Genomic DNA, 24,754 nt, shown 5'->3' with positions numbered 1-24,754 from the left:
TAGGCCCACCTTTATTTGGGACATTGAGCAGGCTCTTCCATATTCATCGGCTCTTTAATCGGGTAAGTCGGCGTACCGTACCCCTCGCACACCGTCGTGACCTTCACCTGATTACAGGGCAGGAAGTGGACGCTGATCCCGCAGCGTTCTTTGCCGTACTGGGGAATATCCACCACGGTACTGTGTTTCTGGTAGTTTGCTGCATGGCGGGCATAAGCACCTTCTTCATATCCGGACCCTTTCTTTTTGAATGGTATATATTCATTTGGATTAGGATCGACTTCCCACTCGATACGGGCTTTCAGGTCCGGGGTCCATTTCAGGGGCAGCATGACGCAGCAATAGCCGCCACCTAATCCAGGTGCTCTATGGCCATTAACGCTAAACCAGTTAATATTCTGACCAGCAACATGATTTTTGGCACGTAAATCCCCTGCGGTATAATCATTACTCCCCGCACCGGAACACCCGGGCACGACCAATATTGTCAGAAATATAAATAGCCATTTAATCATTAACGCCTCCCGAGAATATTTTTCATTAGCGCTCTGTTTATTTGAGACATTGCGCCGACTCCTTCATCCTCATCGGCTCTTTAATCGGGAACTTTTAGGCCCCTTCTTTTTCATACCCACCACCGTTGCTCCCATCAAATTGTTGAATATAGTCACTGAGCTCGCCAAAATATCCCTCATGACTAGCTGCCAGAGAGGCGGAAAAACAACGCTGGAAATTTTTTTCCCGGGAGATATTTTCCTTCTCGATATTCCTGGCCAACATTTCGGCATCACTGATGCAACCTATATTTTCTATCTGCTGGTCGTTAAACGTGAGTATTGTCGGATCTGGCAAAGTCCTGCTATCTGACCCAATACTTCCCTGCTTCCAGATTTGACACATATCACGATCCTGCCAGCCCCAGTAAAACGCGATATCGGTAAAAGCGACTTGTTGTTCTTCAGATAACACATGACTCAATAACGCAGGGAACACGCGGCTGTCGTAAAAGCGTAATACGCCGGTTTGATCTCCCCATTCAAATTGGGTCAGAGCCCCCAGGCGACTTTTCAGTTCATCAAACACCAGTGGGCTAATCAGCAGCATCAGGCGGGAAGCTCCTCCCCAATACTGCATAAACTCAGCAAGCAAAGCTTTATGTTGCCATTCCGGCCAGAAGAGCCGTACCAGTACCGGTCCGTCGTCCTGCATGCCTTCTTCTGGTGTCCCCTCAAATAGCGAGGCCTGGCGAACCGCTGGCGATAGCTGGTTCAGTGCCTCCGCCACTGGCCGCTCTGAACCCGCCTGATCGATAATCACATCAATGTAGTTAAGACCAGCGTTAAGACTTAAAAACCCGGCTTGCTCCAGCCATTGGTCGGCGGCAGAAAAAGCAACGCGCTGTAAATTATCCACGTAATACTGCTCCCATCGCCTCTTCCTGCGCTTTTTTCAGGCACTCTTTACACACCGACGCCGGCAATTCAGGCAGTGGGAAATCTTCGCTGGCGGGCCCCTGCAAGTTATGCTGCCCCTTCAGACTGATTAATCCAGGCCCGTGAATTTCGACTTCCCCCTGCGGGGTCAGGCGGATGTAGGCGCCGCCACAGCCGATAGTGATACCGTTTTTCGCCGTCAGTTGCAGGTGCCCCTGCGTGGACTGGACGGTGATATCTTTTAGTGACGTCAGAGATAAGGTATCGGCATGAGATTCCACCGTCAGAGGCCCCCTGGCCGACACCAGACGCATCCCTTCATCCTTGGCCAACAGGGATATCGCTTTGCTGGCATTGACTGAATAGCGTTGCGCCGTGGCAATATTCACTTCCCCCAAACTCTGCAGGTACAGGCCTTTTCCGCTGTGCAACAGCGTAGTTTCAGGGGTTACAGCAGCGATACCTTTTGGCGCGCTCATCAGTAAGGCTGCTTCTTTCAGTTCACTGGCCCCGTTAACCAATGCTCCAAGCGGATCCGTATCTGGGGAAAAATTATGATGCGTCTGGGTGATGCTTCCCCATTCAGTGATCTGATTAACGGCCCCTTTCAGCAGGCTGACCGCCGGTTGCATCTCCAGCACCTGGCCCTGCGCCTTTGCCTGACCGTCTGCGCTGATGAAAATGCCCTTCTGCGCCCGAATCGCGCCCCAGCTGTCGGTTCTGAGTTCAAAACCCTCGCCCCGTTTTTGCTTCTCGCAGTCAACGAGATGTCCGAGATTCAGCTGGCTCTTGCCGCCGTACTCGGTGCTGACCTTGATATGCTCCTGGCCCCGGCTGTCATCGAGGCGGATTTTGTTGTTGCTCGGTGTGCGCAATACGTTGCGCTTGTAGTTACGGATGGTGACATGGTCGCCGTGCGCCGAGTCGTGCAACACGCCGGAGATGTACGGCCTGTCCGGGTTGCCGTCCTCAAAGCCTATCGCCACTTCGGTGCCTGCCAGCAGCGGCAGGTGCAGACCATAAGTGTCGCCGGCGTACGGGCGGGACTGACGCACCCACAGGCTCTCGAACCCGGTCTCCCAGTTATCACGGTCAAACAGCATGTTGACGCGATAGCGGCCGTCTTTATCGATATGCCCGTAGGTGTCGTTTTCCGTGGTGCTGGTCACGCGGGCGGGCAATGTGCCCGCCATCACCGGACGCTCACCGGGTTCCGGGCGGAAGCCAAAATCGGTGCTGTCCGGGATACCGCTGAAATGCACCTCAAAATCTTTATCACGGCGGGCCGCGCTTTTCATCCCGGTGATGAGCACGCCCTGGTTGAACGCCTCCGCCACTTCATAACCGCCGGTGACTTTCAGTACCTGTCCGGGCGCCAGTATCGGGCAACTGGTGATGGCGCTGAGTTGGGTCTGGCCGTTCAGGTAGCGTTCGTGACGCACGCGGGCATAAAACGCGCCGGACTCCGGAGCCGGGTTAGGGTCATAAGTGCTGCCCTGCGTCAGGTAGTTCTCGGCATAGTGGTAAGCCTCGCCGTAGGTGGTGCTGTCACCGCGGGTCGCATCCACCTGGGTGTTCATGTCATTGGTGGCCTGGCGGTAGTTGTAATCGTGGGTACTGACCTGCTTTTGCACCACGTTGTGATGGCTCGCCATCCCCCATACCGAATCCATGCCTTGCGCGTGCTGGCCCGATGGCGGTACCGACGGCAGAATCAGGCCTTTTTCGTAGCCCTGGCGGCTGTCGTAAAACTCCACCACGTCGATGTTCAGGCGTGTGTCGGTGGTGAAACGGAACCAGATCCCCACCTCACCCAGCAGGCGGGTGATAAAGTGCAGGTCATCCTCGCCGTACTGCATCACCTGTTCACGCCGCGGGTATTCTCTGGTTAGCGAAAACAGAAAATCCTGCCCGCGCAGGTTGTGGCGCTCGCGCAGGATTTTTTCCACAATCTGCGGCACCGACATATCCTGATAAACCGCGTTCTGACGCGAGCGGTCGAGCAATGCCAGACGCGGCTGTAGCGTCAGGGCGTAATGGGTTTCATCTTTTGAGGTGCTGAGGCGTTCAAAGCCACTCACCACGCCCTGGAGAACCCGAAGCGGCTGCTGAATTTTAATGCCGTAGCCCTGGTCGACAGGTGCCTGCAACGTCAGAGCCCCTGTTTTCATCAGCATCATTTCCTTGCTGATGGCGTGGTCGTTACTGGTGAACTCAATGCGGTAGCTGAACGGCTTGCTCAGGGCCTCGTTGCCTTCAAACGCCAGCACATCAAGTTCTGACTCACCTCCTTTTATCGCCAGCAGGTGGTGGTTATGGCTGAATCTTATCGGGAGACTGGTGCTCATACGCGCTCTCCTTGTGTAGGGTCAAACTCCAGCCCTATGCCCTCTTCCTCACTCCAGCCAAGACGTAACGACCGCGGTTTCTGTTTTGCAGCCATGCGAGTCAGCAACTGCTGGCTCAGCACCGGTAAAATTTGCTGGTTGAGCAGGCTATCGACATTACGCGCGCCGGTATCCGGCAGCAGGCAGGCGGCGGTAAGGGCGTCGAAAAGACTTTCATCGATATGCGTGGTCAGGCCGTAGTGACGGTGCAGGCGTTTGCTGACCTGTCCGAGTTTCATTTCAACAATGATGCGCATCGCGGGCTCACTCAGCGGGCGGTAAATCACGGTCTGGAAGCGGGCCAGCAGCGCGGGCTGGAAGTGGTCACGCAATATTGGGTGCAGCAGTTCGTGCAAATCGCCTTCGGTGGCTTCTGGCTGTTGATCCAGCCGTTGCATGATGGGGTCGCTGCCGAGGTTGGAGGTCATCAGAATAACCGTGTTGCGAAAGTCGATTTCGCGGCCTTCGCCGTCGCGCATAAAGCCACGGTCAAACACCTGGTAGAACAGATTCATGACATCGCGGTGTGCTTTTTCCACTTCATCGAGCAGCACCACGCTGTAGGGGCGTTTACGCACCGCTTCGGTCAGAATGCCGCCCTGACCGTAACCGACGTAGCCCGGTGGCGAGCCCTTCAACTGGGAAACGGTATGCGGCTCCTGGTATTCGGACAGATTGATAGTGACAAGCGATTTCTCACCGCCGTACAGCACATCGGCCAGCGTGAGTGCGGTTTCGGTTTTACCCGTGCCGCTCGGGCCGACCAGCAGGAACACGCCCTGCGGACCATTCTCCGAGGTCAGGCCGGTTTTGGCGGCGCGCAGGCGCTGCGCAATCGCGCTGAGCGCCACATCCTGGCCTACAACGCGTTTGCCGATTTCCGCTTCCAGACCCAACAGTTCAGTCTGCTCGTCTTTCATCAATGAAGAGAGCGGGACACCGGTCCAGTCGGCAATCACGTTGGCCACGGTGCGAGAGTCCACATCCACCTGAATCAGCGCCTCATCCCGTTGCAGGTTTTTCAGCTGTTGCTGCAGGTTGTGGACGTCCGCCTGGCGGCGGCAGCCCTCTGAGTGAGAAGCCTGACGACAAACCATCAGTTGCTCTGCCAGTGCTTTCTCTTCGCTAAAGCGTTGATCTAGCGTGCCGATATCCGCATCCAGCGCAAGGCACAATTTTTCAATCCCGGCCAACCGCTCACCATGGGAATGACCGCCGACAGCGATATCTTCCAGTAAGGCCTGCTCTTCCAGAACCAGTGCAATCCGCTGCGCTTTCAGACGGGTAATTTCTTCAGGCACGGTTTCGAGGCTCATGCGCACGCGGGCGCTTGCGGTGTCGAGCAGGTCAACCGCCTTGTCCGGCAATTGACGGCCGGTCAGGTAACGGCGAGAGAGCGTGACTGCGGCCTTAACTGCGTCATCGGTGATATGCACGCCGTGATGTTCGGCATAACGAGATTTCAGGCCTCTGAGCATTAAACAGGCTGTGTCGTCATCCGGCTCGTCGACCTTAACCATCTGAAAGCGGCGCTCCAGCGCGGCATCGCGTTCAAAATACTGTTTGTATTCGCTCCAGGTGGTGGCGGCGATAGTTCTGAGTTCGCCACGCGCCAACGCGGGTTTCAGCAGGTTAGCCGCATCTGCCCCGCCTGCCTGGTTACCCGCCCCGATAATGGTGTGTGCTTCGTCGATAAACAACAGAATAGGGGTCGGAGACTGCTGCACGGCGTCGATAACGTTTTTCAGGCGCTGCTCAAACTCACCTTTCACACCGGCACCGGCCTGCAGCAGGCCCAGGTCGAGGGTGCGCAGACTGACGGTTTTCAGTGATTCCGGAACATTTCCTTCGGCAATGCGCAGCGCCAGGCCTTCCACCAGCGCCGTTTTACCCACACCCGGTTCGCCGACCAGAATCGGGTTGTTCTTGCGACGTCTTGAGAGAATATCCACCATCTGGCGGATTTCGGTATCGCGGCCAAAGACCGGGTCAATGTTGCCCTCTTTCGCTTTAGCGGTGACATCAAGCGTGAACTTATCCAGTGCGTTCTGGAGCGCAGGATTGAGTTCACCTTCTTTTATCTCTGCACCGACCGGACGGCCGACGAATTCAACGTCTCCACCGTGCGTCTGTGCCAGCGCTTCTTCCTGCTGAACGTCCTCACGCTCGTCCGATTGTGCGTCCAGCAACGGGCGCAGACGCTCAAGCTGGCTCTGCCCCAGCGTCAGCAGCGGCCACACGCCATCACAGCGCAACATTTTGGGCATTTCTATCATTGCGGCCAACAAATGCACACTACGGATGTGTTCGCTGCCTTCAAGCGAGGCAAACATCCACGCCTGTTTCAACAAGGATTCAATGGCGCCTGACAACTGAGGACGGCTGCGCACGGAACGCGGCAGGTTATCCAGCCAGCCGAGTAAATCCTGCCACAGAGCGTCCATATCCCACTCATAACGGCGCGCCAGCACCGTCAGGTCACCTTCGCCCTGCTCCAGCAATTTCAGCAGCCAGTGTTCGGGTAAAATTTCGGCGTGGGCGCGGGTCTGACACAGGCATGCTGCACCTTCTAACGCACGGGCACAGTAAGGATTAAGTCGGCGTAACAAGGCGGCTGAATTTTCCATAATTCTCTCTCTTTATCGGTTCCCTGGCACGCTACCGCCCATCGCTATTTCCTGTAAAAGGAACCTAAAGCGCATAAGGTCAGGCGGGCAGATTGTGTTTTTCTTTGCTGAGTGCCCGCACGGCAGACACTCAGCAAAAAACTGCGGACAGGAAAACCTGCCCGCATCAGGCTTACCCCGTGGCGCGTTCGTTCCAGGAATCGGAATGAATGATGTTGCCGTCTTTGTAGGTCCAGGTGATTTTTTCGTAACGCAGCTCAAGCTGTTCGAGGTGATTGTGTTTCTCGTAAGCCGGGTCTTTCACGTCATGCATGACCGGATTCACCTTCACCACCTTCACGTTTTCCAGCTTGGTGTTGAAGTACTCCACTTCCTGACCGGCGTCGTTGATTTTGTACCACTTGAATTCAGCTGATTTCAGGGTCTGGCCGGTGGTCACTGCCTTGTACAAATACGGGCTGGAAGAGTCGATTTCCTTGGTGAACAGGAACGGGGTATGGATACGGGTGCCGGTCAGCTTGCCGGTGTTGTTATCGGTCGGGATATACAGGTTGTGTTGCTGCGCCACCACTTCAATGCTGCCTTCGCGGTCTTTAACATCTACAGATCCTTTAATGTCCGCGCCGCCGTCGTCTTTCAGCCAAAGATAAACTGGAATTGCCATGGTTTACTTCTCCATTTCGTTTTTTGATACGTCACCATCCAGTGATGACGTCGGGGTGTTGCCCGGTATCCGGCAGGCATCTGCCTGAGGTACCAGACTGATTTCGACACGCCGGTTAAGCGCACGGCCTTCCGGAGTGTCATTGGTGGCAACCGGCCGACTTTCGCCATAGCCCTGCACCGCAAAACAACTTTCCGGCACATCGCCGGTATCACGCATCCAGTCGCGTACTGCTGCGGCACGTTTCTGGGAAAGCGTCTGATTGAGTGGTGGATTGCCGGTGTTATCCGTGTGGCCTGCCACCACAATCAGCCAGCCCGGCTTGGCTTTGATGCCCACCAGGGAGTTAATGAGCATTTTGGTGGAGCCCGCCTTCAGCGCGTATTTACCGGAATCGAACAGCGACATGCTGTCGAGCCGCACAATTTTCGGGGCCGGCTTCGGTTGAGGTTTGGACGGCGGTGGCGGCGGAACATACGAGCGGACCGCATCCAACACCGGCATACGCAGACGCTCGCCCTGATACAGGCCGAGGCTCATCCGGGCCGGTACGCCATTACGCGCCTGGTCATCCAGCTGCGCGGCATCCTCTCGCAGGACCGCGACGGCATCGGTTTTCGGACCGTAATCATCTATCGTGATACGGTCATACCGGGCAATATCGAAGCTTACGCGGTGCAGCAGCTGGCGATTGTTCCAGCCACTGCTGAGCAGCGCCGCAATGGCCGCCAGTGTGAAGATCCCGAGTGCACAGCGCCAGGCACGACCCCGCGAGGTTAATCCTCGCCCTTCCGGCAGCAGCGGCAGGACGAAATCCGGGAGTGGTGATATCACCGTACTGTCCGTCCCCACCGGCTGCCAACCCGTCACCTGCTGCATGGCGGTGTGACGCGACAACCACGCAGTCCAGGCCGATGACGCCAGGCTCCCGGCAAGGATAGGCCCCATTCCCCACAGCACCGCTGTAGGTGCAATGGCCTGAACATCGGGGTTCTCATCCCAAAAGACGGCGTTGACGTGCTGATGGAACCAGCTCATCAGGCTGTTCATCAGCACCTGTTGCTGCATTGCTGGCGTTCCGCCGGTAGTGACCCATGCGGCGATAGAGCTCGGTGCTGAAGACTCCCGCCAGACCCTCACCCCTTCCACCGGGATCGCCGCCTGCCAGAGCAGCTCATTCGTTATCGCGCTGCCGACCTGACCATTCAGTATCAGCGGCACGGAATGCCCGGTATCCTTACGCAACTGGTTGATTTGCCAGCGCAGAGTCAGCAGGCGCCTGGTCAGTGCTTCGCAGTCAGCGTGCTTCTGCGGGCAGACACTGACCATCACCGACAGCTGACGCCCCCAGTCAGGGCGCTGCCACAGTACCCGTCGGGCCACCTGCTCCAGGCTCTGGTGGTCTTCCACCCGGATCCAACACCCTGAGTGACGGTCAGCACCGGTAACGGTTCCGGCCAGGCCAACGACAGATCGCCACAGACCAACACCACCGGCTGGCGATATGCCGCCTCCGGGAGACCTTGCAGACGCAGGGTGACGTCGTGCTGAACACGACGGCTGGCGACGTACCAGGACGCCGCAATCAGCCCCAGAACAACCAGAAAAACAAGAACGGACACCAGCCGGGATGCAGGCAGAAAAACCAGGCAGACCACTGCACTCAGCAGGACGGCCCACAGCGCAAGCCCACGCTGTTGTGCAGGACTCATTTCACGGCTCCCGGCAACAGGGTCAACAGCATCTGATCGAGCCAGTTGTTCAGCCCCCACCACAGGGCGGCGACCACAATCACGCTCAGGCCAATCCGCACCGGCCATGACGCCAGCCATCCCCCCATTCCCCGCCCGGCACGGCTTTCCGCCAGGACAGGATGGGCTTGTGGATAGCTGAAGGTCGGGACATGTTCACTGAGTGCGCTGACGAGTTTCTGGCGCTCCGGGTCGTTCAGTGAGCGGAAACTGCCGAGGAATCCCAGCATCATGACCCGCTGAAAGCAGGTCACGACAGCCTGGTCTGGAGCCGGTTCACGCAGCACATCGCGCATCCGATCGCACAGGGTGTCACCGGCATCCATGGTGCCGAGGAAATGCCCCTGCAGCGGAATGTCATACCACTGTACGCAGGCATCATCTTCCACACCGCGACCTTTGACCGCCTCGTCGAGCAGCGCACACTGTGCAGTGAGAATATGCTGACAGCTGGCCTCATCGAGCTCGCTCGCTTTCAACTCACGCTGTACACGCTCGACATCAGTAATGCAGTGCTCCCACAGTTTGCGTCCTTCCCCGTCCTGGAATTTCGGGCCGTGGCGCAGGCTGACGACCTGTAGCCAGGTGTCTTGCAGCAGGGCATCGATATCAATGGACGCGGCTGTCCCGCGTTGACGTTCACTCATGTTCTCAGCACCGCAAAGAGTTCAAGCTCCGGCTCACCAAGCATACCCGGGACATAAAACATGCAGTTGCCGCTGTCGAGCATGTCAGTTGCCAGGGGATGGGAGACATCGAGGCTGAAATATTGGTTCTCCAGACGCAGTGGAATGGCCGCCGGCACATGGCGCAGCGGTGTCAGCGGAACCCCGACGCGTGAGGAATTCACGATACCCCTGACATGATCCGGGCTTCCCACTTTGCACTGACGCGGGAACTGCTCCTGCAACTGCGCCACCGGCATCGGGGAGCGTACCGACAGGTAGTAGTCGGCACCTTCACGCAGACGGGGATCGTGCAGACGTGCCTGCCAGAAGTGCAGCCGCTTATCGTGCTCAAGCTCAATTGACACCACCCGTGACGGCAGGCTCGCTTCCAGCAAATCGCTCAGTAGATCAAACAGCGGTGGGAAAACGGCATTCAGTTGCTCGTGCTGATAGGCCGGTATCGCACTCACCTGATGTTCCAGGGAGAAGGTCAGCAAACTGCCGGCCAGACGGGACAGTTCGGTATGAAGGCGTTCTGCCGGGCTCTGCAGATTGCGCTGGAACTGGCCCAGCACCGGCTCAGCACTGTTGAGGGCATTCAGCAGCCAGAACAGGGATACGTCAGCCACCGCAAAATCCGCCATCCGCTCATTGCTTTCGCGGCGCATGGCCATCAAACGGATCAGACGGGCGCGCAGTTGGGTCATCAGCTGTTCGAGTTGGGTCGCCAACCAGCGGCTGCTCTGTACGGTCAGCAGCGGCGGGAGAAAACTGTCATCAAGCCGCCAGACGCCCTGCAAATCCTGCTGCAGGCGGGCCACCGGGCAGGTCAGATAATCACCGTTATTCTGATGGGCAAAGCGCAGCGTCAGTTCCGGCTGCATCACCGCTATCTGGCGGGTGTCCTCACCAAACTGGTTACGCACGTCCCGCCAACGCTGACGGAAACGCACCGGACGATCGGCCACCTCGTCAGGTTGCAGGCAGTTGCCGCCATTCGCCCGCAGCAGGGGCAGCGCCAGTAGCACCACCACATCATGCGATTCGCTGTCCAGTGACAGAACCGGCGGCAACGCATCGGCATTATCTGTATCGATAAGTGTCCCATCCGGGAAACGGACATGCAGCTTACGGGCCTGCAGACGACCGAGTTTCAGTGCGTCCGGTTCAAAGGCAGACTCAATCATTCCCCAGGGGTGATTGAGTCCCATTCGGGCAATGCATTCCGCAGACCAGGCCGCATACGCAGCCTGTTGCTGGAAATGCTGGGGAGAGACCATGATGCCCCTGCCCCATAACGGTTGTTCCGTTTTCATCGGCTTCCTGCCTTATTTAGGCTTTTGCTTTTGGCATCTGGGAAACCAGCGAAAGATTCACGTCCATCCCTTCCACCTGGAAGTGCGGCACGGCATACAGCTTCACGCGGAAGAAGCCCGGGTTATCCTCGATATCTTCTACCGTCACTTTCGCATCACGCAGCGGGTGAGACGCCTGCAGGTCATCGCCCGGATCGGTCATTTCTGTCACCAGGCTACGCACCCAGGTATTGAGTTCCAGTTCCAGCAAGCGGCGGTCCTTGGTGGTGCCGATATTTTCACGCTGAATAAGCTTCAGGTAATGCGCTATACGCGACAGCAGGAAGATATACGGCAAGCGCGAATTGATGCGGCTGTTGGCCGTCGCATCGGCTGTGTCATACAGCGCCGGTTTCTGGGTGGAGTTGGCGGAGAAGAAACAGGAATAATCTCGATTCTTGTAGTACGACAGCGGGATAAAGCCGAGGTTGGCGAATTCAAATTCGCGGGTTTCCGGGATCATCACCTCACTCGGGATCTTCACCTGATTGCCGGTGCCCAGATCGTACAGATGGATAGGCAGATCCTGAACGGCACCACCGGCCTGCGGGCCACGGATTTGTACACACCAGCCGTTGTTGATGAAGCTGCGCACCATGTTGGCGGCAAACGCAAACGAGGCGTTGGTCCACAGATATTTGTCGTGATCCGGGCCTTTCACTTCTTCGACGTAGTTGAAGCTGCGCACCGGCACGGTGTCCGGACCGTACGGCAGGCGGCCCAGTACACGCGGCATCACCAGGCCGATATAACGGGAGTCATCCGTCTCGCGGAAGGATTTCCACTTGATGTATTCGGCACGATCGAAGTAGTTGCCAATATCTTTAATCGCCGCCACGTCTTCCATATTGTCTTTGAGGAAGAATTTCGGGCCAGCAGAGCCGATAAACGGCATATGTGCTGCAGCAGACACTTTCGAAATGTTGCGCAACAGGGCAACGTCCTGCGCAGAGGCATCAAACTCGTAGGCAGAAATCAGCGCGGCAATCGGCTCTCCACCCGGAGAATCGTATTCTGCGGTATATGTGTGCTGGTATAATCCGCTCTGAATAATCTCCGGCGCGTCTTCAAAATCCTGACGCAGGTCGTCTTTCGACAGATCAAGCAGCTCGATTTTGACGTTCTGACGGAAGTCGGTTTTGTCGACCAGCGACTTCACTCCGCGCCACAGGGATTCTACCGACTGGAATGCCTCATGGTGCATGACCGCATCCAGTTGGCGGCTAATCTGATAATCCAGCTCCGCGATGTGGTGGTCAATCAGGGTTCTGTCCAGCTTTTCGACCCTGGAGCCAGCCTTGCTCAGGCACTCCAGAAAGACCTGCATCCCGGCAGTCAGACGCTCGTCTGCCGTGGCATCGGACATTGCCTGGTTATCCTGCCAGATATCCAGCGCACTCAGTTCAGAGACCGGACTCAGATTGATTTTTTCAAACAGGGAAGCATACACGCTGCTCGCTTCCGGACGCTCCAGCACCACGCTCTCACCGCCAGCGGTATTCTCATTTTTTACAGACATCAGCATTTTCTCTTCGTTAATCCGTTAAACATCGCGACCGTTATGCTTGCTTCGGTGCCAGAGCAGACAGCTCACTACGCAGTTCAGCGCTAAGCGCCGGGTCGAGCAGGATTTTTTCCAGCTCTTTGCGGAAAGCCTGGTTATCCAACAGGTTGGCCTTGAGGTCGCGAAGGAGATTGCGCATGGCAAGCATGGCTTTAAGCTGGGGGATCTGGCGGGCTACCTGCTCCGGTGTGAAATCGTTCATCTCACGGAAAGTCAGGCTGACGTTCTCTTCGCTACTGTCACCGGCCAGGGTGTTTTCAACGGAAAGATTTATGGAGGGAGAGAATTCTGCCAACACGCTGTCAAAATTGTTTTTATTAACGTTGACCTTTTCACGCTCAGACAGCGGGCGTTGCTCGGCACCATTGCTGTAATCCCCCACCACCATCAGCTTAAGGGGCAATTCGGTTTTCTTCTGAGCACCACCGGTGTGCAGATCGAGTTTTATGTTGACGCGAGCTTTGGGGATCTCGGACTGATAGGAGTTAGACATGGCTGTCCCTGTTCTATGGAATGATAGAAATGGTCAATGCCACTGAGAAATTAATAAGAAATGCTTATCTTGCCAAAACAACATCCCTGCTCGTGCCATCCGGCACAAATCAAAACTGGGGTCAAAAGCGAGCGCATTCCATTCACTAGCGAGCATGACACAGTACTTTCAGGTCTTGATCTGAAAAGTGATAATTTCAGAATATTACCTATTGATTGGAGTTTAAAAATGTTAACGGTATGATTGGAAATTTAATTTTGTAACAAATAATTACAGCCTGGGGATTTAGCAATAAAAGATCATCAAATTGATTTATAAGAACTTTCGCAGAAAGATATCACAAACCGCATGGGATAAGGGTGTGCGGTAAATGATCAATTAGACTTAAGGTCAGCATTGGGTGAATTTCAACCGCCTTGCGAGAAAAGTCTGATTTTATAATTTTTTAAAAAAATGCGAGGCCGCGCATGACTGAACAAGCAAAAAGATAACGGCCCGCCTCGCTAGCAAGACCTTTGCCTTTCACTTAAATGATGTTTACTTATTTTCGCAGAGTGGAGTTCGAGAAGAAATCATTGGTTGTACAACCCGGAGGACGTTGTCTGTTTCAGTTGATGGCAGTGAACCGATCGCCTTCAATGATGTGCTCTCGTGGGTTGGGGTAGGCAACGTGCGCGTTACCAGGGAGAAGCTGCGTAACCTGTCCGATGTATTCTCAGGGCTGGCAGCGCGAGCCAGAGGGATTGGCATGCTGAATGGCATGCCGAGGGAAAAACAAAATAAAAAACCCCGCGCTCAGAGAGCACGGGGTCATAATTTATGGCGGAGGAGCAGAGATTCGAACTCTGGAACGGTTTCCCGTCGACGGTTTTCAAGACCGTTGCCTTCAGCCACTCGGCCACCCCTCCGCAACGAGCCGAACTATAAACATAGCCGATCTGCTTGTAAAGCCCATTACCGTTCAACCGAGCGAAAAAACAGCATTTGGCGTGTGAGCGTTGAATAAAGCGCCAACTCCGGCTCAAGGTTGCAACAATGATAACTAAGGGTAAAGATTGGTAAACAAACTTTAATCAAACGCTTGCGCTGCCTATCATCGTCACTAATTTTGTGATGACCTGATAAGAGAGATCATTATGGACCGCATTGTCGTCTCATCCTCCTCACGCGACTCGTTACTGAGCACGCATAAGGTTCTGCGTAACACCTACTTTCTGCTTTCGCTGACGCTGGCATTCTCGGCACTTACCGCTACCGCCAGCACCATGCTGGGGCTACCGGCACCGGGCCTGTTGCTGATGTTGGTCGGTTTCTATGGGCTGATGTTCCTGACCCATAAGCTGGCAAACAGCCCGGCCGGTATTCTGGCGGCCTTCGCACTGACCGGTTTTATGGGCTATGCCCTGGGGCCGATCCTCAGTTCATTCATTAATACCGGAGCCGGTGACCTGATCATGCTGGCGCTGGGTGGCACCGCGGTGGTGTTCTTCTGCTGTTCAGCCTACGTGCTGACTACCCGCAAGGATATGTCGTTCCTGTCCGGGATGATGATGGCCGGTTTTGTGGTACTGCTGGTTGCGGTCATCGCCAACCTGTTCCTGCAGATCCCTGCCCTGCATCTGGCCATTAGCGCGCTGTTTATCCTGTTCTCCGCCGGTGCCATCCTGTGGGAAACCAGCAATATTATCCACGGCGGTGAAACCAACTACATCCGCGCTACCGTTAGCCTGTATGTATCGCTGTACAACATGTTCATCAGCCTGTTGAGCATTCTGGGTTTCGCGCGCAGCAACTGATTTAACGCCTGAGAAAGACCCAAGGCCCCGCTCCGGCGGGGCTTTATTTTTTGCAGCGACAAAAGTTTGCTAAACTGACGGCCGTTCTGAATTATCCATTACCGAGGCAGTATGTTGGAGTATCAAGGTCAGGTTATTGAAACTGACGCACAAGGTTACCTGAAAAACAGCGCCGATTGGCATGAAGCCCTGGCACCACTGCTAGCCGCACAGGAAGAGATAACGCTGACCGAAGCACATTGGGAAGTGGTGCGTTTCGTACGCGGCTTTTACCTGGAATTTAATACTTCCCCGGCGATCCGCATGCTGGTCAAGGCCATGGCACAGAAGTACGGCGAAGAGAAAGGCAACAGCCGCTATCTCTACCGTTTATTCCCCAAAGGCCCGGCCAAACAGGCAACCAAAATAGCCGGGCTGCCGAAACCGGTAAAATGTATCTGAAACGCTAATAGCGAATGCTGAAGCCTTGAAAATCGGCCGCGCCTCGCGGCTCCACCAGCACGCGATCGACCCGTGCACTGCGCGGGCCACCATTTTTCAGCCATTCCACCAGCTTGTCCACCTGCGGTTGTTCGCCGCAGGCCAGTACTTCAACGCTACCGTCATCAAGATTACGCGCGTAGCCGCTTAACCCCAACGCCGTCGCCTGATGCTGAGTGTTGTAACGAAACCCCACCCCTTGCACCACGCCATAGACATACGCAGCAATGCAAACTTGTGTCATAATCGGCCCCTTATCGACTTTCGTATATGGTATTGCCTGTGCATCTGCACGGCAACGCCACTCATTTTATCTAGCTGGCAGCATTCTTAATTATGACCGTACGCCTGTTTCTCGCCAAAGGACGTGAAAAGTCCTTACTCCGTCGCCACCCATGGGTGTTTTCCGGCGCTGTTCAACGTGTCGAAGGTAAAGCCCTGTCTGGCGAAACCATCGATATTCACGACGCCCAGGGCAAATGGCTTGCACGCGGTGCCTATTCACCGGAGTCGCAAATCCGCGCCCGCGTCTGGACCTTTTTGCCGGACGAAGAGATTAACATCGAATTCTTCATCCGCCGTTTACAACAGGCGCAAAACTGGCGTGATTGGGTTGCCAAACGTGATGGGCTGGACGGTTACCGCCTTATCGCCGGCGAATCCGACGGTATGCCAGGCATTACTATCGATCGCTTCCAGAACTTCCTGGTGTTGCAGTTGCTGTCCGCCGGCGCAGAATATCAGCGTGCCGCGTTGATTACCGCTTTGCAGCATTGTTACCCGGAATGTGCCATCTACGATCGTTCAGACGTCGCGGTACGTAAAAAAGAAGGTTTACCCTTGGCTCAGGGTCAGGTCGTGGGCGATCTGCCCCCTGCTCTGCTGCCTATCACCGAACATGGCATGAAGCTGCTGGTGGATATTCAGCAAGGCCATAAGACCGGTTTTTACCTCGACCAGCGCGACAGCCGTCTGGCCGCACGTAACTATTCCGCCGGCCGCCGCGTGCTTAACTGCTTCTCCTATACCGGTGCCTTCGCCGTGTCGGCCCTGATGGGCGGTTGTACTCAGGTGATCAGCGTTGATACGTCGCAAGCCGCATTGGATATCGCCAAACAGAACGTCGAGCTAAACCAGTTAGACCTGAGCAAAGCAGAATTTGTCCGTGACGACGTGTTCCAACTGCTGCGCGCTTACCGCACTCAGGGTGAAAAATTCGACCTGATCATTATGGATCCGCCGAAGTTCGTCGAAAACAAGAACCAACTGGCCGGTGCTTGCCGCGGTTACAAAGATATCAATATGTTGGCGCTGCAGCTGCTGAACCCAGGCGGCATTTTGCTCAGCTTCTCCTGTTCCGGTCTGATGCCAACCGATTTATTCCAGAAAATTTTGGCCGATGCCGCTGTAGATGCCGGGCGTGATGTACAATTTATAGAGCAGTATCGTCAGGCTGCCGATCACCCGGTTATCGCGACTTATCCTGAAGGGCTGTATTTGAAAGGGTTTGCGTGTCGGGTGATGTAACTTGAAATACGCTGTTTTGCCCTCATATAGAGAGCAAGGCATTGTTTCTCAGGAGGTCATCATGATTGCCAGCAAATTCGGTATCGGACAACAGGTTCGGCATAAGCTGCTGGGGTACTTAGGGGTGGTGATTGATATCGACCCTGAATACTCTATGGAACAGCCTAAGGCTGATGAAATAGCGGCGAATACCGATTTACGTTTCGCCCCTTGGTACCACGTGGTGATGGAAGACGAAGAAGGCCAGCCGGTGCATACCTATCTTGCAGAAGCGCAGTTAGATGGGGAAGCCCAGGAAGCTCATCCTGAACAACCTTCGCTGGACGAGTTGGCGGAGTCTATTCGCCACCAGCTACAAGCTCCACGCCTGCGCAACTGATGCGCCAGGCCTGAGAAACACCTGATAAAAGCCTGGCACCATGCCAGGCTTTTTACTCAGTGCTCCAGCCCCAAACGCGGAATTTCGATTTTAGGGCAGCGATCCATCACTACCTTCAGCCCCGCCTCGTTTGCCAATGCCGCGGCCTGCTCATTAATGACGCCGATTTGCAGCCACAATACTTTGGCACCAATCGCAATGGCCTCTTGCGCTACCGCATATGCAGCCTCTGAATTACGGAACACGTCAACCATGTCCACCGGGTGCGGGATATCCTTCAACGTGGCATAGGCCTGCTGGCCCAGCAAGGTTTGCCCCGCCAGTTTTGGGCTGACCGGCGTAACCTGATATCCCTGAGCAAGCAGATAGGCCATCACACCAAAACTCGGCCGCGCCGGATTATCACTGGCGCCCACCAGCGCAATGGTTTTCACCTGCTGCAGCAGGCCGGCAATATCGATGTCTTGCATTTTCCGCTCCCAATTATCGACGGGGGATTTCCCTGTTTCGAGTGTAACCCACGGACCTTAAATCGGCTAAACCCAGAGTCACGGAAACTCCCGGCGACTTTTGCGGTCTGATGCTGTCACTGCCAGCCTCTGCCGGGTTAAATAGTGTCAAAATAAATATAAATGTGTATATTTGTAACCAAAAAACGTAATGCTGAAAAACTTTGACACAATCTATGGCGTATTCAACACTAATAGCGATGCGCTTATAAGGAGATAACAATGAAATTTGGTCTGATGGTTACGGCGCTGCTCAGCATCGGTATCAGCATGCCTGCCGTGGCTACGACCCTGAAACTCTCTCCTGACATCGACCTGTTGGTGGTCGACGGCAAGAAAATGACAGGTTCGTTGTTAAAAGGCGCTGACAGCCTGGAGCTGGATGGCGGACAACATCAATTACTATTTAAAGTGGCCAAGTCTGTACGCTCAGGGCAAAACGAACAAACTGTCTATACTTCACCTCCGCTGATCGCCACCTTCAATACGCAAAAAGTCAGTTCCGTAGCCATTGAGCTGCCGCGTATTGAAAATGTCCGGGATGGCCAGCGTTTTGATAAAACATTCAATTATCAGGTAATTGATAAGAACGGCAATGCGTTGGCCATGAAACACGACGTATTACGCCCCGACGACATCACGCTTAACATCGATCTGGAAAAGCTGATGGCGGATTACAACAGTCAGAAGCACCCGGCTTCCGTACCGGCGTTCACCCATGTTCGCGCCTCCACACCCGGCTCACCGCTGGCGAATGCCGCGTTAAACTCCCCCACGGTGACACTGAAAGGTGAAAACGTTTCCGAGCAAATGCTGCAATACTGGTTCCAGCAGGCAGACAAAGAAACGCAGAAACGTTTTCTTCATTGGGCAAATAAACAGGCAGTGCGTTAAGCAAGAATGATGACGCCTTTTATTTAAAGGCGCGTTTTCTTCGCATTTTCAGGTGTAAACGCTAGGCAGTGAAAAACAGTTTCAGTAATCTGTCGCACATCACCCGATTAGCGAAGGAACTCCAGATGGAATTTACTACCCGCACTATCGCCGCGCGCAAACACATTGCGCTGGTGGCGCACGATCACCGTAAACAAGCCCTGCTGGCATGGGTTGAAGACAATAAGTCCGTGCTGGAACAACACCAACTTTATGCCACCGGAACCACCGGCAACCTGATCCAGCAAGCCAGCGGTATTCCGGTAAACAGCATGCTGAGCGGACCTATGGGGGGCGACCAACAGGTGGGGGCGCTGATCGCCGAGGGCAAAATCGATATGTTGATCTTCTTCTGGGATCCATTGAACGCGGTGCCCCACGATCCGGATGTGAAAGCCCTGCTGCGCCTGGCGACGGTATGGAATATTCCCGTCGCCACCAACCGCTCCACCGCAGACTTCCTGATTGACTCTTCGCTGTTCAAAAGCGAAGTAGAAATCGCCATCCCTGACTACCAGCGCTACTTGCAGGACCGACTGAAGTAACCATCACGGCCTGGTTTCCGCCAGGCATTGGGTTTAGGGTTTCTTCTGCGAGGGTACGCCGAGATCCTGCAGTTGTTCAACGAACACCGACGGGCGCTCGCGATCCTGCAATAACCACACCTGATGCTTGGCGCGAGTTAACGCCACATACAGCAGTCGCCGCTCCTCGGCATCCGGGAAGTCTTCCGGCTGCGGCAACAGAACGTCTTCTAATATCGACTCACGCGCGACCGCAGGAAAACCGTCGTTTCCCTGGTGCAAACCGGCGATAATCACGTACTCGGCCTGCTGCCCTTTGCTGGCGTGGATGGTCATAAACTCGATGGTCAGTTTAGGCCAGCGGGTTGCCGCTTTTGACAACGCCTGCGGCTTCAGATGATGGTAACGTGCCAACACCAGAATCCGCTCTTCGGGCTTGGCATAGCCACTGAGCTTATCCAACAAATTTTCGAGTTGTTCATGCGGCAACAGAACCACCGATTTCTTGTTGCCTTTGCTCAGGCTGTTCAGCGGTTTCTTCAACTGGTGCGGGTTCTGCTGTACAAAGCGGTTTGCCACCTCACCAATGCGTTCATTGAAACGGTAAGTGGTGTCGAGCGCACATTGTGCCCCTTCGCCAAAGTTCTCGGCAAATGCTGTGGTCAGCGTCAGTTCGGCCCCGCTGAAACGGTAAATGGCCTGCCAGTCATCACCCACGGCAAACAGGCAAGTCTGTTTGTTTTGTTTACGTAACGCCGCCAGCAGTTGCGCTCGTTGCGGTGAGATATCCTGAAATTCATCAACCAGAATATGTTTCCACGGGCTGACAAAACGCCCTTTCTCCAGAATATTGACCGCCTGATGGATCAGGCCAGAGAAGTCTACTGCCCCCTCATCTTTCAGCGCACCTTTCCATGCCTTGAGCAACGGTGCCATCAGCCGGATACGTTTTGAAAACAGGTCACGGACCTCTTCATCTGCCTGTTCGATCATTTCCGCCTGGCTACCGCCGTGCATTCGCATCAACCCCAGCCAACGTTCCAGTCGGCCAGCCAGCCGTTCTGCCAGGCGTTTATCCTGCCAAAAATCACCTTCCGGCACTTCCCATTCCAGTTCTTCGAGCAACCACTGGCGCCACCCTTTAGCCTGTGCTTTTTTTTCTGCACATTGCTGCTGCCAATGGGTTATCAACAAAGCTCTTCGAGCCTTACTGTCGGTTTCCAGCTTACTGATCGCCGGTACCTTGCGGTTGCCCTGCTGAATAATCTGCAGTGCCAATGCGTGGAAGGTTTTGGCCTGGATCGCCACGCTGCCCAGGCGATCCTGAATTCGCTCGTTCATCTCTTCCGCCGCCTGACGGCCAAACGCCAACAACAGTATTTGCCCCGGTTCAGCCTCCTGGCGACGCAGCAGCCAACCGGCTCGCGCCACCAACACCGAGGTTTTCCCACTGCCGGCCCCGGCCAGGACCAACACTGAATCTTCGCCATTAACTACTGCGCGGCTTTGTGAGTCGTTCAGGGGGGAAGTTTCGATGTTCTGGAAGAAGTCGTGGTAGCTCTCCAGCATACGTTCGGTCCACTGCTGATTACGCTGCCCGACACTTTGCAACCCATGCTGCAGCCATTGCTGACAAAGGAGATAATCATCCCGACAATTGTCAAATTGCTCCAGTCGCGCCACCGGCATAGGTAAGGCACCGAAAGACTCGCGAATTTGTTGCTGCAGCTTGCCCAGTTCGGATTTTTTAAACCACTTATCCTGCTGTTCAATACGCTGGATATGTTCAACCTGTTGCTGCAACACACCGGCGCTAACTTCGCTCATTTCGGCGCTCCACTGTTGCCAGGCCTGCTGGAGATAGTGATAGAAGCGCTGGGTTTCCTGCCATTCGGTACCATGCAGGCGCACCACTTTCTCCTCCGGCAGCTCAAACTCCAGCTCGCCCCAGACAATGCCCCGCTTACACCGGACATGAATCAACTGATTGAAAGGAATAAGATATTCATGCTTCTCACCGCTCACCTCGACACCGGCGTGCAGCAACCGCACACGGTTGTAAGGATGCTGAGCCAGGTGTTTCCCCAGCGATGTCGCTTTAAGTTCCATATCGTCGCGCCATGACTATGTTGAGATTAAATAACGGATATCTGCCAGTTTACCTGCGATAAGCAGTGGCACTCTAGCGCTAAAAAAAGGGTAGAATAGATTTTGCGTTTTGATAGCAAACGCACCGCATCGCGGTTTGGCCATCATTAGAGCAGAATGACGACTATGCGTACTGTACTGAATATTCTTAATTTTGTGTTAGGCGGTTTTTTCACCACCCTTGGCTGGCTGGTCGCAACGGTGTTTAGCGTGGTGCTGATCATCACCCTGCCGCTAACCCGTTCCTGCTGGGAAATCACCAAGCTGTCGTTACTACCATTCGGTAACGAAGCCATTCACGTTAATGAACTGTACCCGGAAAAAAGCAATGCACTGCTTTCCGCCAGTGGTTCACTGCTGAACATTATCTGGCTGATCCTGTTCGGCTGGTGGCTGTGCCTGTCGCATATTGCCGCCGGGATTGTGCAGTGTGTAACGATTATTGGCATCCCGGTGGGTATAGCCAATTTCAAAATCGCCGCCATTGCCCTGTGGCCGGTCGGGCGACGAGTGGTATCCGTTGAAATGGCGCAACAGGCCAGAACTGAAAATGCCCGACGTCAGTATCAGCAGCGTTAATTTTTTCTCCGCCTGAGGAGTTTTTCGTGCTCTCTTTTGCACCAGCAATACGCCGTTATGCCTACAACAGCAATCTGCTTTATGATCTGCGCATCTTCATTGCACTGGCTGGTGCGGCAGCCGTACCCTGGTGGTTAGCCATTCCCAAGCTCACCATTCCCCTGACTCTGGGGGTGGTGGCAGCGGCGTTGACCGATCTGGATGATCGCCTGGCTGGCAGGCTACGCAATCTGTTGATCACACTGGTGTGTTTTTTTGTTGCTTCCGCCTCCATTGAGCTGCTGTTTCCTTATCCGTGGCTGTTCGCTCTTGGCCTCACCGCCTCCACCTGCGGTTTTATTTTGCTGGGTGCCCTGGGGCAACGTTACGCCACCATTGCATTTGGTGCCTTGCTGATCGCGGTCTATACCATGCTCGGCACCTCAATGTATGACGCCTGGTATCAACAGCCGACGCTGCTGATCCTTGGTGCCCTGTGGTACAACCTGCTGACGCTGATTGGCCACCTGATCTTTCCTATCCGACCTCTGCAGGAAAATCTGGCGCGTTGTTACAATCAATTGGCAAGTTATCTGGATGCCAAAGCCAACCTGTTTGACCCCGACGTCGAGCATGATGCCGACCTGCCGTGGATGGACGTTGCCATGGCCAACAGCGCTCTGGTGACCATTCTTAACCAGACCAAAGTTTCATTGCTGACGCGGCTAAAAGGCGATCGAGGTCAACGCGGTACCCGCCGCACGCTGCATTATTATTTCGTCGCCCAGGATATCCATGAGCGCGCCAGTTCCTCCCACGTTCAATATCAGGCACTGAGTCGACAGTTTCGTCACAGTGATATTCTGTTTCGTTTCCAACGCTTGCTCAGCATGCAGGCTCGCGCCTGTCAGCAGTTGGCGCAGTCGATTTTGCTGCGGCAAAAGTATCAGCACAATCTTCGTTTCGAACCGGCCTTTGGCCGTATTGAAGAAGCACTGACTCGCATTGCCATCACACCGGAAAACCGTGAGCTGACCAAAGCACTCTCGCACCTGTTGAAAAATTTGCGCGCGATTGACGCCCAACTGGCAAATATTGAGTCCGAGCAGGCACTGGCCAGTGGCCTGGCGGAAGAGAATAGTCTGTCGGATGACCGGCTCACCGGCTGGAGCGATATCCGCCTGCGTATCAGCCGCCATCTGACACCTCAGTCTGCCTTGTTCCGTCATGCCATCCGTATGTCAGTGGTACTGTGCGTGGGCTACGCCTTTATTCAGTTTACCGGCATGCAGCACGGTTATTGGATCCTGTTAACCAGCCTGTTTGTCTGCCAACCCAATTATAATGCCACGCGTCGCAGGCTGGCGCTTCGAATCATCGGCACGCTGGCCGGCATTCTTGTTGGCCTGCCGATCCTCTATTTTGTGCCCTCTCTGGAAGGCCAGATGGTGCTGATCGTCATCAGCGGCGTTCTGTTCTTCGCCTTTCGAACCGTGCAATACGCACATGCCACCATGTTTATCACCCTGCTGGTATTGCTGTGCTTTAACTTGCTGGGTGAGGGTTTTGAAGTGGCCGCGCCTAGGGTTTATGACACGATTCTGGGATGTGCCATCGCCTGGGCGGCAGTCAGTTTTATCTGGCCAGACTGGAAATTCCGCCAATTACCGGCAGTTGTCAGTAAAACGCTGAATGCCAACTGCCGTTATCTGGATGCCATTTTGGTGCAATATCATCAGGGTAAAGACAACGGCCTTCCTTATCGTATCGCTCGCCGGGATGCACACAACAGTGATGCGGAGCTGGCTTCGGTGATATCAAATATGTCTGCCGATCCAAAAGCAAATAAAGAAGTTCAGGAAGCCGCCTTCCGCCTGTTGTGTTTAAACCACACCTTGTTGAGTTATATCTCTGCGTTGGGTGCACATCGTGAGCGTCTGAATAACCCCGCTACGCTGGACCTGTTAAATGATGCAGTTTGTTATGTCGATGGTGCCCTGCACCAGGAAGAACTCGACGACCGGCGCATCACTCAGGCGTTGGAAAGCCTGGCTGAACGAATTGTGCACGCTGCGCCGGAGCCGGAAAGCAAAGATCAATTGGTGTTGCAGCAAATTGGGCTGGTCATCGAGTTGCTGCCGGAGCTTACTATGCTGAATGCGCAAATCGGCAAATCGGCTTGATCACCCGGGGCCTTTTATCAGGCCCCGGACTCCCGGATTATGTCCGTGACTAAGTAACGACATGGTACGTTCAAACCAATTCGTCAGCTCACTGCGCATTTCCGAGGGTAAAGCGGCATGATGATAGCCGGCGATAGCCCCTCCCAGAGAAAGCAGTACCCGCAATCCTAAATTGCGTTGCTGTTGCAACATTCGAAGATAACTGCGTTTGGCACCGTTCAGGCGCAAATCATAAACATTATGAATGCCCGCCCGCCAAAGTAACCGTTCCATATTGATGTCGATGTTCGGCAAGGTTTTCAGCCGTCCCTGGTTATCCGTTTTAACCTTGAGTTCCCGGCGCGCTTCCCGAATAGCCTGCCAGGCTAACCCCACAAGTTCCCTCCTGTCGCGCCACAGCGTTTCATCAACCCAGTAATAACGCATGGTAATAGGTACCCCTCGTTTGGAGTACACCATATTAACCATTCCGCGAGACCGAAAAGTAGGCTCCAGGCTATCCGTCGCACGAAGATACAGCTCCCCTTCTGCAATCACAGCGAACATGACGCCATCGGCCAGCAGCCCATAACCGCCAAATTGCGAGCGTGTAGTAATGCCGCCTAATGCGTAAAAATACGCTTTGGCCTGCACGATCCTTCCACTTGATGTCCCTTTCATAGCGTTCTCCTTGTGTAGATTAGTGTTCTATCATTCCCCACATCAATGAAATAAAAGTAACGTGAACAAGTAATTAGAAAAATACGCACTATCTGCAGTCATGCCAATCACAAAC

The 24,754-nt window shown here is 54.6% G+C and carries 21 protein-coding genes, 1 tRNA gene and 1 pseudogene; 8 read left to right on the top strand and 15 right to left on the bottom strand.

Annotation, left to right across the window (positions count from 1 at the left end; all coding sequences use genetic code 11):
* Nucleotides 1–11 precede the first annotated feature (11 nt).
* The 11 genes and pseudogenes from ACNT1W_RS11040 to ACNT1W_RS10990 all read right to left on the bottom strand — a co-directional run bounded on the left by ACNT1W_RS11040 (nt 12) and on the right by ACNT1W_RS10990 (nt 13,850).
* Nucleotides 12–515 carry a DUF3304 domain-containing protein gene (locus ACNT1W_RS11040; protein ID WP_419246769.1) on the bottom strand — a complete coding sequence of 168 codons (504 nt, stop codon included), beginning with the start codon at nt 513–515 and terminating at the stop codon, nt 12–14.
* A 94-nt stretch (nt 516–609) separates the two neighbouring features.
* Nucleotides 610–1,413 (bottom strand): DUF4123 domain-containing protein, encoded by an 804-nt coding sequence (locus ACNT1W_RS11035; RefSeq protein WP_261276908.1) that lies wholly within the window; start codon nt 1,411–1,413, stop codon nt 610–612.
* Nucleotides 1,406–3,781 carry a type VI secretion system Vgr family protein gene (locus ACNT1W_RS11030; RefSeq protein ID WP_419246768.1) on the bottom strand — a complete coding sequence of 792 codons (2,376 nt, stop codon included), beginning with the start codon at nt 3,779–3,781 and terminating at the stop codon, nt 1,406–1,408. Before ACNT1W_RS11030 ends, ACNT1W_RS11035 begins: the two co-directional genes overlap by 8 nt.
* Complete coding sequence (gene tssH / locus ACNT1W_RS11025) at nt 3,778–6,447, bottom strand: type VI secretion system ATPase TssH (RefSeq protein ID WP_419246767.1); 2,670 nt, start codon at nt 6,445–6,447, stop codon at nt 3,778–3,780. Before tssH ends, ACNT1W_RS11030 begins: the two co-directional genes overlap by 4 nt.
* A gap of 172 nt (nt 6,448–6,619) precedes the next feature.
* Nucleotides 6,620–7,111 carry a type VI secretion system effector Hcp gene (gene hcp, locus ACNT1W_RS11020; protein ID WP_419246766.1) on the bottom strand — a complete coding sequence of 164 codons (492 nt, stop codon included), beginning with the start codon at nt 7,109–7,111 and terminating at the stop codon, nt 6,620–6,622.
* Nucleotides 7,112–7,114: 3 nt separating this feature from the next.
* Nucleotides 7,115–8,823 (bottom strand): annotated as a pseudogene (locus tag ACNT1W_RS11015) (OmpA family protein).
* Complete coding sequence (tssL, locus tag ACNT1W_RS11010) at nt 8,820–9,509, bottom strand: type VI secretion system protein TssL, short form (RefSeq protein WP_419246765.1); 690 nt, start codon at nt 9,507–9,509, stop codon at nt 8,820–8,822. The pseudogene ACNT1W_RS11015 and the gene tssL overlap by 4 nt, the downstream one beginning before the upstream one ends.
* On the bottom strand, nt 9,506–10,846 hold the full coding sequence (tssK, locus tag ACNT1W_RS11005; RefSeq protein ID WP_419246764.1) for a type VI secretion system baseplate subunit TssK: 1,341 nt from the start codon (nt 10,844–10,846) through the stop codon (nt 9,506–9,508). Before tssK ends, tssL begins: the two co-directional genes overlap by 4 nt.
* A 16-nt stretch (nt 10,847–10,862) precedes the next feature.
* Entirely contained in the window at nt 10,863–12,410 is a 1,548-nt protein-coding gene (gene tssC, locus ACNT1W_RS11000; RefSeq protein WP_112362720.1) for a type VI secretion system contractile sheath large subunit, read from the bottom strand.
* Nucleotides 12,411–12,444: 34 nt separating this feature from the next.
* The gene (tssB, locus tag ACNT1W_RS10995; protein WP_017892319.1) at nt 12,445–12,942 is read right to left on the bottom strand and encodes a type VI secretion system contractile sheath small subunit; all 498 of its coding nucleotides are present in this window, start codon (nt 12,940–12,942) and stop codon (nt 12,445–12,447) included.
* 820 nt (nt 12,943–13,762) lie between these two features.
* Nucleotides 13,763–13,850: transfer RNA gene (locus ACNT1W_RS10990), tRNA-Ser, on the bottom strand.
* A 228-nt stretch (nt 13,851–14,078) separates the two neighbouring features.
* On the opposite strand from ACNT1W_RS10990, the gene yccA reads away from it, so the two are divergent.
* Nucleotides 14,079–14,738, top strand: a complete 660-nt coding sequence (gene yccA / locus ACNT1W_RS10985) for an FtsH protease modulator YccA (protein ID WP_004942825.1) — start codon at nt 14,079–14,081, stop codon at nt 14,736–14,738.
* A gap of 111 nt (nt 14,739–14,849) precedes the next feature.
* Complete coding sequence (tusE, locus tag ACNT1W_RS10980; protein WP_012006193.1) at nt 14,850–15,179, top strand: sulfurtransferase TusE; 330 nt, start codon at nt 14,850–14,852, stop codon at nt 15,177–15,179.
* 4 nt (nt 15,180–15,183) lie between these two features.
* Here tusE and yccX read toward each other — a convergent pair whose 3' ends face one another.
* Nucleotides 15,184–15,462 (bottom strand): acylphosphatase, encoded by a 279-nt coding sequence (yccX, locus tag ACNT1W_RS10975; protein ID WP_012006192.1) that lies wholly within the window; start codon nt 15,460–15,462, stop codon nt 15,184–15,186.
* A gap of 92 nt (nt 15,463–15,554) precedes the next feature.
* Here yccX and rlmI point away from each other — a divergent pair, with 92 nt between their 5' ends.
* Both rlmI and hspQ read left to right on the top strand, forming a co-directional pair.
* On the top strand, nt 15,555–16,745 hold the full coding sequence (gene rlmI, locus ACNT1W_RS10970; protein WP_012006191.1) for a 23S rRNA (cytosine(1962)-C(5))-methyltransferase RlmI: 1,191 nt from the start codon (nt 15,555–15,557) through the stop codon (nt 16,743–16,745).
* Nucleotides 16,746–16,806: 61 nt separating this feature from the next.
* The gene (gene hspQ / locus ACNT1W_RS10965; RefSeq protein WP_012006190.1) at nt 16,807–17,124 is read left to right on the top strand and encodes a heat shock protein HspQ; all 318 of its coding nucleotides are present in this window, start codon (nt 16,807–16,809) and stop codon (nt 17,122–17,124) included.
* 56 nt (nt 17,125–17,180) lie between these two features.
* Here the strand turns inward: hspQ and ACNT1W_RS10960 are convergent, their stop codons facing one another.
* Nucleotides 17,181–17,594 carry a CoA-binding protein gene (locus tag ACNT1W_RS10960; RefSeq protein WP_017892316.1) on the bottom strand — a complete coding sequence of 138 codons (414 nt, stop codon included), beginning with the start codon at nt 17,592–17,594 and terminating at the stop codon, nt 17,181–17,183.
* A 261-nt stretch (nt 17,595–17,855) separates the two neighbouring features.
* Between ACNT1W_RS10960 and ACNT1W_RS10955 the strand changes: the two genes are divergently transcribed.
* Nucleotides 17,856–18,527 carry a DUF2057 family protein gene (locus tag ACNT1W_RS10955; protein WP_419246763.1) on the top strand — a complete coding sequence of 224 codons (672 nt, stop codon included), beginning with the start codon at nt 17,856–17,858 and terminating at the stop codon, nt 18,525–18,527.
* A 125-nt stretch (nt 18,528–18,652) separates the two neighbouring features.
* Nucleotides 18,653–19,111, top strand: a complete 459-nt coding sequence (locus ACNT1W_RS10950; RefSeq protein ID WP_012006187.1) for a methylglyoxal synthase — start codon at nt 18,653–18,655, stop codon at nt 19,109–19,111.
* A gap of 33 nt (nt 19,112–19,144) precedes the next feature.
* Here the strand turns inward: ACNT1W_RS10950 and helD are convergent, their stop codons facing one another.
* Complete coding sequence (helD, locus tag ACNT1W_RS10945) at nt 19,145–21,199, bottom strand: DNA helicase IV (RefSeq protein ID WP_419246762.1); 2,055 nt, start codon at nt 21,197–21,199, stop codon at nt 19,145–19,147.
* Nucleotides 21,200–21,364: 165 nt separating this feature from the next.
* On the opposite strand from helD, the gene ACNT1W_RS10940 reads away from it, so the two are divergent.
* Together ACNT1W_RS10940 and yccS are read left to right on the top strand one after the other, a co-directional pair.
* Entirely contained in the window at nt 21,365–21,817 is a 453-nt protein-coding gene (locus ACNT1W_RS10940) for a YccF domain-containing protein (RefSeq protein ID WP_017892313.1), read from the top strand.
* 26 nt (nt 21,818–21,843) lie between these two features.
* A complete protein-coding gene (gene yccS, locus ACNT1W_RS10935) occupies nt 21,844–23,979 on the top strand; it encodes a YccS family putative transporter (RefSeq protein WP_419246761.1) in 2,136 nt (711 codons plus the stop codon).
* On the opposite strand, the gene ACNT1W_RS10930 is transcribed toward yccS, so the two are convergent.
* On the bottom strand, nt 23,980–24,639 hold the full coding sequence (locus tag ACNT1W_RS10930; RefSeq protein ID WP_012006183.1) for a TfoX/Sxy family DNA transformation protein: 660 nt from the start codon (nt 24,637–24,639) through the stop codon (nt 23,980–23,982).
* Between the last annotated feature and the right edge of the window lie 115 nt (nt 24,640–24,754).

The organism is Serratia sp. NFX21, assembly GCF_048517035.1.
Lineage (GTDB): Bacteria > Pseudomonadota > Gammaproteobacteria > Enterobacterales > Enterobacteriaceae > Serratia > Serratia quinivorans.
The sequence above is the reverse complement of the archived record's forward strand: the minus strand, read 5'-3'. Positions and strand labels throughout refer to the sequence as shown.